Genomic DNA, 250 nt, shown 5'->3' with positions numbered 1-250 from the left:
GACCGTGACGTCCGCGACCACGCCCACCACGGCGACTTCGGCGACCACTCCGACGACCGTTACGTCTGCGACAACGCCCACCACGGTGACCTCGGCAACTACCCCGACCACCGTCACGTCCGCGACGACGCCCACTACGGTGACCTCGGCGACCACTCCGACGACCGTTACGTCTGCGACAACGCCTACCACGGTGACCTCGGCGACTACCCCGACGACGGTCACGTCTGCGACGACGCCGACGACCGCG

General features: G+C 68.8%; 1 pseudogene. It reads left to right on the top strand.

What is annotated here, in order from left to right:
• Positions 1–250 (top strand): annotated as a pseudogene (locus tag ACYQ2W_RS26900) (TolC family protein); the annotation flags it as partial.

Source organism: Endothiovibrio diazotrophicus, from assembly GCF_054657215.1.
The sequence above is the reverse complement of the archived record's forward strand: the minus strand, read 5'-3'. Positions and strand labels throughout refer to the sequence as shown.